Below are 7,153 nucleotides of genomic sequence, written 5' to 3' on the forward strand. Positions count from 1 at the left end.
GGACAACCGGTCACTGTTGAGCGGCTCGCGAAGTCGCTCAACTGGACGACTGATGAGGCAGAGTTGGTGCTGGAAAAACTGCCCTGCGGGACCATCGAGTACGACGGCCAGGGACGGCTGATCGGCTCCGGCATCACACTGCGAGAAACCCCGCATGCATTTGTTGTCAACGATCGGCCACTTTATACCTGGTGTGCACTGGATGCCTTGATGTTTCCAGCTGTCATCGGCGAACGGGCGCAGGTGCAATCGCGTTGCCCGCAGACGAACAACCCGGTCACCTTGACGGTTACGCCACAGGGAGTGGTTTCGCTTGAGCCGGAGGACGCGGTCGTCTCTTTAGTCTCGGTGGCCGCAGCGGGAGACATTCGAAGTGCGTTTTGTTGCGACGTCCATTTCTTTGCTTCACGGCAGGCCGGGGAGGCCTGGGGGCGGGATAAAATGCATGTGCACATGGTGAGTGTTCAGGAAGGTTTCGAACTGGGGCAGCGGATTGCGCACCTTATACTCAACAGGGCAAGGAGTGACCAACATGGGAGCTAATACCCGAATGGTAAACCCCAACCTTGAAGGTGGGCCGGGGGCGCAAAAAGAAGGCTGTGTCATTTCCGAAGCGGCCCGTCTCTGCGGCCTGTCAGTGCATCAGATCCGGACTTATCTGGACATGCGATTGGTGTACGCCTGTGGCACCACTCAGGGGGGCTCTCGCTTGTTCGATGACGGCTGCCTGCAACGGTTGGCGTTGATCCGCTCCTGTCGTGAAGCCGGTCTCGGTCTCCCCGAGATTGCCGAATTTATACAGGCGCTCGACAACGGGGATAAAGGGCAGTGTCGAGCCGTCGAACGGCAAATTCAACACACAATTGCTGTTAAACGAGCCGCACTGAATCGCTGCACCCAGGCACTCACCAAGGCGGCGCATGGAGTGAAGTTGAGCGCTCTCAAAGGGCCGTAAGTTGAGGTGGCACCGGACAGTGGCCGAATTGGGCTTTTGCAGGGAGTCGTAACTCTTCAATGCATTGGAGGTGGTTTATGACGAACAATGAGCGCGAACCGACAGAAGTATCCCGGTCGCGCAATGGTTACTTGTGGGGGATATTGGCCGTGCTCAGTTGCCCCTGTCATTTGCCGATTCTCGCCATCGTGCTGGCTGGCACGAGCGCCGGCGCTTTTCTCGGGGAGCACTGGGTAATCGTGGGTATCGCGCTGACCGGCCTGTTCGTGCTGTCGCTGAGCCGACTACTAAGGGCCTTCAGCAAGTAACGGTCCGGTGTCGTATCCGGTATGGATCGCGGCCCACTGTATGTCAGATGCTAATCACGCGAGTTTACATTTACATAATAGCTGGAGAAAACTAAATGAATTTCGACAATCAACTGTTAAGTAAAGAGAAATACATACCACTTATACTCCGGGTCATTGTTGGCCTATTGTGGGTTTGGATGGGCATCGTTCCCAAGCTAATTTATCCTGAACCGAGAGTTGCGATGGTGAGTAAAAGCTGGGTAATTGATTTGCTACCCATGAGTCCGGCGCATTTCATCTTTATTCTGGCAATAGCCGAAATAATAACTGGAGTAATGCTTCTCTTAGGCCTGTTCACAAGACTTGCTTCAATAGCACAAGCATTAATGATTATTATGATTATTGTCGGTGTTTGGAATATCGCTGCGATGCATGGCATTACTTCTCCTCATGCACATTTGCTTATGAAAGATATTCCATTATTCGGGATAAACATGGTGTTAATAATTACTGGCGGAGGTCTGTACTCCATAGACAATTGGAGAAAACAGAGTAAGGGTGTTTAAAACTCTGAAGACTCTGATTGAAGTGTTCGACATAGGCGATAATATAGCTCTCGTCAACCGCATAGGATCGTTGCCGCCATGAACCAGTTAACCCTCTCCGAAGCCGAGTACCAGACCAAGAAGAGCAAAATTCGCCGCGAAATCTTTCTCGAACGAATGGACACGTTGATTCCCTGGAAACAGCTGGAGAAGAACGTAGCGCATTATTACCCAAAAGGTCAGGACGGACGGCCTCCTGTCCCGTTGTCTTCCATGCTGCGCGTTCATTGTATGCCATTGTTCTATAACCTGAGCGATCCGATCTTGAAATGCAGTCAACGCCGCGCGATCTAGACTCGCCCGAGGCTATCGCCGAAATGCTGGACGCCTTCTACCGGAAGGTCCTGGCCGATGATCGCCTGCGTCCGCTGTTCTTGGATGTGGCAGAAATTGACCTCAGAACGCACCTGCCGTGTATCCGCGCCTATTGGTGCAAGCTGCTGCTCGGCGAACGCGACGGCTACCAGAGCAACATGGTCGCCCGCCACTTGGCGTTGCACGAGCAACACCCTTTGCAGCTAGATGACTTTGAGCGCTGGCTGGAGCTGTTTCGGGAGACCGTGAACGCAGATTTTACAGGGCCGAGCGCAGACCGCGCCAAGACATTAGCAACACGGATCGCGGGGAATCTTGTGCGACTTACACGTTCACCTATCAGCACGTAACGGACGATCGCACAACCCACTTGCATCGGGAAGCTGAATCATAAGACATCGCAAAACACTTTTTCGGGTTCGATAAGGAGTCACAACCATGAGTCATTCCAACGACCAAAGCTTCGGTGACGACGGTCACCTGAACGGGATTTTTGACCAACTTGACGTCCCTGAGGACGTTCGCAGGCGTCTGGCCCAGGCGCAGCAAACCGTACAAATCAACATCCCGATCCGCATGGACGACGGCGCCTTGCAATTCTTTCCGGCCTGGCGCATTCGTTACGACGACACGCGTGGGCCGGGCAAAGGGGGCATCCGTTTCCATCCGGACGTGAGCTCGGAAGAAGTCACTGCGCTGAGCTTCTGGATGACCATCAAGTGCGCCGTGGTGGACCTGCCATTCGGCGGTGCCAAAGGTGGTGTTCGGGTCGATCCCAAGGCGCTCTCCCGACTGGAACTGGAACGTCTGTCGCGTGGCTATATCCGCGCTTTTCATGACCTTATCGGGCCGAACAGTGACATCCCGGCACCGGACGTCAACACCAACGACACCATCATGGGCTGGATGGCCGACGAATTTGCCCAGATCGAACGCCGTCAGGTACCGGCCACCATCACCGGCAAGCCTTTAGGGCTGGGCGGTTCCAGGGGACGCACCGCGGCCACCGGACGTGGCGCGCTGCAGGTGCTTGATCTGTGGGCCGAGCGCCGCGGCAAAACCCCTGAAGAACTCCGTGTGGCGGTCCAGGGTTTCGGCAATGCCGGTTATCACTTCGCCCGACTGGCCCGCGAGCGCGGCTATCGGATCGTCGCGCTGTCGGATTCCCAGGGTGCCATTCATGCCGCTGACGGACTTGATCCAGACCCGATCTGGCGCCATAAACACAAAAACCGGGAGCTCAAGGGCATGGTTTACTGTGATGAATCGATCTGCCAGGAAGCCGACGTCGAGCAACTGACCAACGACGAGCTGCTGGCGATGGATGTCGATGTACTGGTACTAGCCGCACTGGAGGACGCCGTCACCGAGCAAAATGCCGCGACCGTGAACGCCGCCACGATCCTGGAAATCGCCAACGGGCCCGTCAGTAATGAGGCCGATGATCAACTAGCCAAACGCGGCGTCGAAGTGCTACCGGATGTATTGGTCAATGCCGGCGGTGTGATCGTCAGCCATCTGGAATGGGTGCAGAATCGCATCGGTGATACCTGGTCCGAAGACGAAGTCAATCGGCGCCTCACCGAACGCCTGGCCCGCGAGGCCGCCGCCTGTTTCGACCGGGCGGAGGAAGATAACATAACGCTGCGGACTGCGGCCTATACACAGGCCATCGGCCGCATCGCCGAGGCCATGACCCAACAAGGCACTCAGGGCTATTTCAACCATCATCAAGGATAGACGGTAAAGTCGTGCTCGGTAATGAGGTGGTCATACGGCTCGGGGTCTTCACGGGCATTCTGTGTGTCATGATACTTGCCGAAGCCGCCGCGCCACGTCGCGACCAGCGCTACACTCGCCGGCAACGGTGGCCACATAACCTCTTGATGGTCGTGGTGGATACCCTGGTGGTTCGGCTATTGTTTCCCGTGGCCGCCGTCGGAGCGGCGGTGATGGCGAATGAGCAGGCGTGGGGACTGTTAAATCTGGCCAATCTGCCAGTTTGGTTGTCGGTCCTTCTGGGGACGATCGCGCTTGATCTCGCAATCTACTTTCAGCATCGCATCTTTCATGCCGTGCCCTGGCTCTGGCGCTTGCATCGTATGCACCACGCGGATCTGGAATTTGACGTAACGACGGGCCTGCGTTTCCATCCTCTGGAAATTGTGCTTTCCATGGTCATTAAAATCTCCGTCGTGGTTGCGCTGGGAGCACCTGCGATCGCGGTACTGATTTTCGAGGTGATTCTCAATGCGACCTCAATGTTCAACCACGGAAACGTACGATTGCCTCAAGGACTGGAGCAAAAGTTGAGACCGGTGGTTGTTACGCCGGAAATGCACCGCGTGCACCATTCGATTGTTCCTGAAGAGACAAATAGCAACTTTGGTTTTAATTTGCCTTGGTGGGACCGGCTTTTTGGCACCTATCGCGATCAGCCTGCCGCTGGCCATATTGGAATGATCATCGGCATCGAGGATTTTCGCGAGCCGCAGGACCTCCGGTTGGATCAGATGCTGATTCAGCCATTTCGTCGGACCCACCGACGGCCTTGATTGTAATGGGCAATAGGATTTTCAGGAATTATTGATCTTTTATTCGGCCAGAGAGGTCCCTTAAAAGGGCCGAAATATCAAGGGATTGTCCATGAGTAGCCTCCATGAAACCGCCTATCCAAGATTGAAAGCGGCCGTCTCCGACCAGGAACTGGCAGAAATTTATACACCCACGGTCAAGGAACGATCTTTTGCCAGACAACATGGTCGAACACCCGCTGCTCGGGGCGCTCTGCTCATTCTCCTGAAAACAGTTCAGCGTTTGGGCTACTTTGTCAGTCTCAAAGCCGTTCCCAAATCGATCACATCACACATTCTCGCCTGCGACGACCTCTCACATCTCGCACTAAGCCGACTCAGGGAATACGACCGCAGCGGCGGCGTCCGTCAGCGGATGTTGGACGCGATTCGTCAACAGGTGGGCATCAAGGCGTTTACCGTCGAAGGCAAGGCGGTCGTGCGGGACTTGGCACGAGAAGCGGCGACCACCAAACAGGATCTGGCAGACATTATCAATGTGGTGATCGAAGAGCTGGTGCGCCAGCGTTTTGAGCTACCCGGTTTTTCAACGCTGCAACGGACAGCCCGTCAGGCTCGCAGCCAGGTCAACACGGGGTTCTTTCGGACACTCAATGCGGCTTTGACGGAGCAGCAAAAACAGGAATTTGACCGGCTGCTGCGTGTGCCTGACGATTCACCTCATACCAGTTGGCATAAACTGAAACAGGAACCCAAAAAACCGACCAATACAGAAGTGAAGAAGTATCTTCAGCATCTGGAGTGGCTTCAGGGCTGGTGTCAACGATTGCCCGCTGTTGATCACATTCCAGCCGCCAAGTATCACCACTTCATACTGGAAGCGCGCGCGTTGGACGCAGCCAACATCAAGGCCATGCAGAGCACCAAACGCTATGCCTTGATGATTCTGCTGGTCCATGCTCAACTGCGTCGCGCAATGGACGATGCCGTCGACATCTTTGTCCGCAAGATGCGCAACATCAAGACCAAGGCGGAAGCGAACCTGAACCAGTATCACCTGGATCACATGAAGCGGATGGACAAACTGGTCGCACAACTGCGTGACTTGCTGACCGTCGTTCAGGAAGCGCCGACGGATTCCGAGCGAGGTGCCCGTGTCGCGGCCGCCATCCAGGGCGATCCTGATGAATTGCTGGCCGAGTGTGAGGAACACATGGCCTATGCCGGCAATAACTTCATCCCGTTCATGCTGCACCCCTATCGCCCGTTACGCCCGCTGTTATTCAATTGCCTTGAACTACTGGACTTGACGGCGACCAGCCACGACCAGTCCTTGGTTGACGCGATTGCTATCTTGAAAAAGCACCGGCACAGCCGTAAAGAATGTCTTGTTCTGAGCACTCATCCTATTGATGTGGCCTGGTTACCAGAGCGCTGGCGCCGTTTGATTTTGGGTACTGGGTCAAGCCTGCTACCACCGGGCATGGTCTACCGGAAGTATTTTGAGCTGGGCGTATTGATGCAGGTGAAGCGTGAACTGATGTCCGGCGACCTCGCGGTTGCGAACAGCGACCAGTACAGCGATTACCGAGAGCAACTGGTGAATTGGAGTATCTATGAGGCGCAAATAGCCGACTACAGCAAGATGGTCGGCATTGCCTCCGAGCCCGCTGCATTTGTGGCGCAAGCCCGCTCACGGTTGAGCGCAACGGCAGAGCGCATCGACCGTGACTTCCCGGAGAATGAACACGCCGTCTTCAATGGCGAAGAACTGGTGATCCGGAAGCACCGTCGTACAGCACCTCCGGATGGGTTGGCTGAGATTGATAAGCAGTTATCCCTGAATCTGCCCGAAAAGAATATTCTCGACATTCTGGTGGAAGCCGAAAAATGGCTCGGGCTCCATAAACGCTTTGGGCCACTGTCCGGCTACGAAAGCAAACTGGAGGACCCCCGTACCCGTTTTGTTTCGACCCTCTTTTGTTATGGCTGCAATCTTGGGCCGACCCAGACCGCTCGATCCATCACAACGCTTAATCGCCGGCAGGTGTCCTGGCTCAACCTGCGGCACGTCACTGAAGAGCGCTTGGAGCAGGCTATTGCGCAGGTCATCAATGCCTACAACCGCTACCGGTTACCGCGACACTGGGGAACCGGACAACATGCCGCCGCCGATGGCACAAAATGGAACCTGTACGAACAGAACCTGCTATCGGAATACCACATACGGTACGGCGGTTATGGCGGGGTGGGCTACTACCACGTTTCGGACAAATACATCGCGCTGTTCAGCCACTTCATTCCTTGCGGCGTCTATGAGGCCATTTACATTCTTGATGGGCTGATCAAAAACGATTCCGATATCCAGCCTGACACCCTGCATGGCGATACCCAGGCGCAAAGCGCGCCCGTCTTCGGGTTGGCCTACCTGCTGGGTATCAACCTGATGCCCCG

The 7,153-nt window shown here is 55.4% G+C and carries 9 protein-coding genes; all 9 read left to right on the forward strand.

Features of this window, described 5'->3' with window-relative positions; genetic code table 11:
• Positions 1–543, forward strand: a 543-nt coding sequence (gene merB / locus ABNH10_RS03440; protein WP_349384764.1) for an organomercurial lyase MerB, incomplete at its 5' end; no start/stop codon positions are given.
• Positions 533–955, forward strand: a complete 423-nt coding sequence (locus ABNH10_RS03445; RefSeq protein WP_012517608.1) for a MerR family transcriptional regulator — start codon at positions 533–535, stop codon at positions 953–955. The genes merB and ABNH10_RS03445, both read left to right, overlap by 11 nt.
• Positions 956–1,032: 77 nt before the next feature.
• Complete coding sequence (gene merE / locus ABNH10_RS03450) at positions 1,033–1,263, forward strand: broad-spectrum mercury transporter MerE (protein WP_008295681.1); 231 nt, start codon at positions 1,033–1,035, stop codon at positions 1,261–1,263.
• Between the two features lie 95 nt (positions 1,264–1,358).
• Positions 1,359–1,811, forward strand: coding sequence for a DoxX family protein (locus ABNH10_RS03455; RefSeq protein ID WP_012517609.1), 453 nt, complete (start codon positions 1,359–1,361; stop codon positions 1,809–1,811).
• Between the two features lie 78 nt (positions 1,812–1,889).
• On the forward strand, positions 1,890–2,144 hold the full coding sequence (locus ABNH10_RS03460; protein ID WP_008295683.1) for a transposase: 255 nt from the start codon (positions 1,890–1,892) through the stop codon (positions 2,142–2,144).
• A 23-nt stretch (positions 2,145–2,167) separates the two neighbouring features.
• Positions 2,168–2,515, forward strand: coding sequence for a group III truncated hemoglobin (locus ABNH10_RS03465; protein WP_238549467.1), 348 nt, complete (start codon positions 2,168–2,170; stop codon positions 2,513–2,515).
• 88 nt (positions 2,516–2,603) lie between these two features.
• Positions 2,604–3,905, forward strand: a complete 1,302-nt coding sequence (locus tag ABNH10_RS03470) for a Glu/Leu/Phe/Val family dehydrogenase (protein ID WP_008295685.1) — start codon at positions 2,604–2,606, stop codon at positions 3,903–3,905.
• A gap of 11 nt (positions 3,906–3,916) precedes the next feature.
• Complete coding sequence (locus ABNH10_RS03475) at positions 3,917–4,720, forward strand: sterol desaturase family protein (RefSeq protein ID WP_012517611.1); 804 nt, start codon at positions 3,917–3,919, stop codon at positions 4,718–4,720.
• A gap of 91 nt (positions 4,721–4,811) precedes the next feature.
• A partial coding sequence (locus tag ABNH10_RS03480) for a Tn3 family transposase (protein WP_349384765.1) occupies positions 4,812–7,153 on the forward strand: 2,342 nt, incomplete at its 3' end.

It is taken from the genome of Alcanivorax sp. (assembly GCF_040119285.1).
Lineage (GTDB): Bacteria > Pseudomonadota > Gammaproteobacteria > Pseudomonadales > Alcanivoracaceae > Alcanivorax.

Excerpts from the sequence above, each read along its gene's own strand:
- ABNH10_RS03465 (WP_238549467.1), top strand. The coding sequence starts at position 2,168 with ATGCTGGACGCCTTCTACCGGAAGGTCCTGGCCGATGATCGCCTGCGT.
- ABNH10_RS03455 (WP_012517609.1), top strand. The coding sequence starts at position 1,359 with ATGAATTTCGACAATCAACTGTTAAGTAAAGAGAAATACATACCACTT.
- merE (WP_008295681.1), top strand. The coding sequence starts at position 1,033 with ATGACGAACAATGAGCGCGAACCGACAGAAGTATCCCGGTCGCGCAAT.
- ABNH10_RS03460 (WP_008295683.1), top strand. The coding sequence starts at position 1,890 with ATGAACCAGTTAACCCTCTCCGAAGCCGAGTACCAGACCAAGAAGAGC.
- ABNH10_RS03470 (WP_008295685.1), top strand. The coding sequence starts at position 2,604 with ATGAGTCATTCCAACGACCAAAGCTTCGGTGACGACGGTCACCTGAAC.
- ABNH10_RS03445 (WP_012517608.1), top strand. The coding sequence starts at position 533 with ATGGGAGCTAATACCCGAATGGTAAACCCCAACCTTGAAGGTGGGCCG.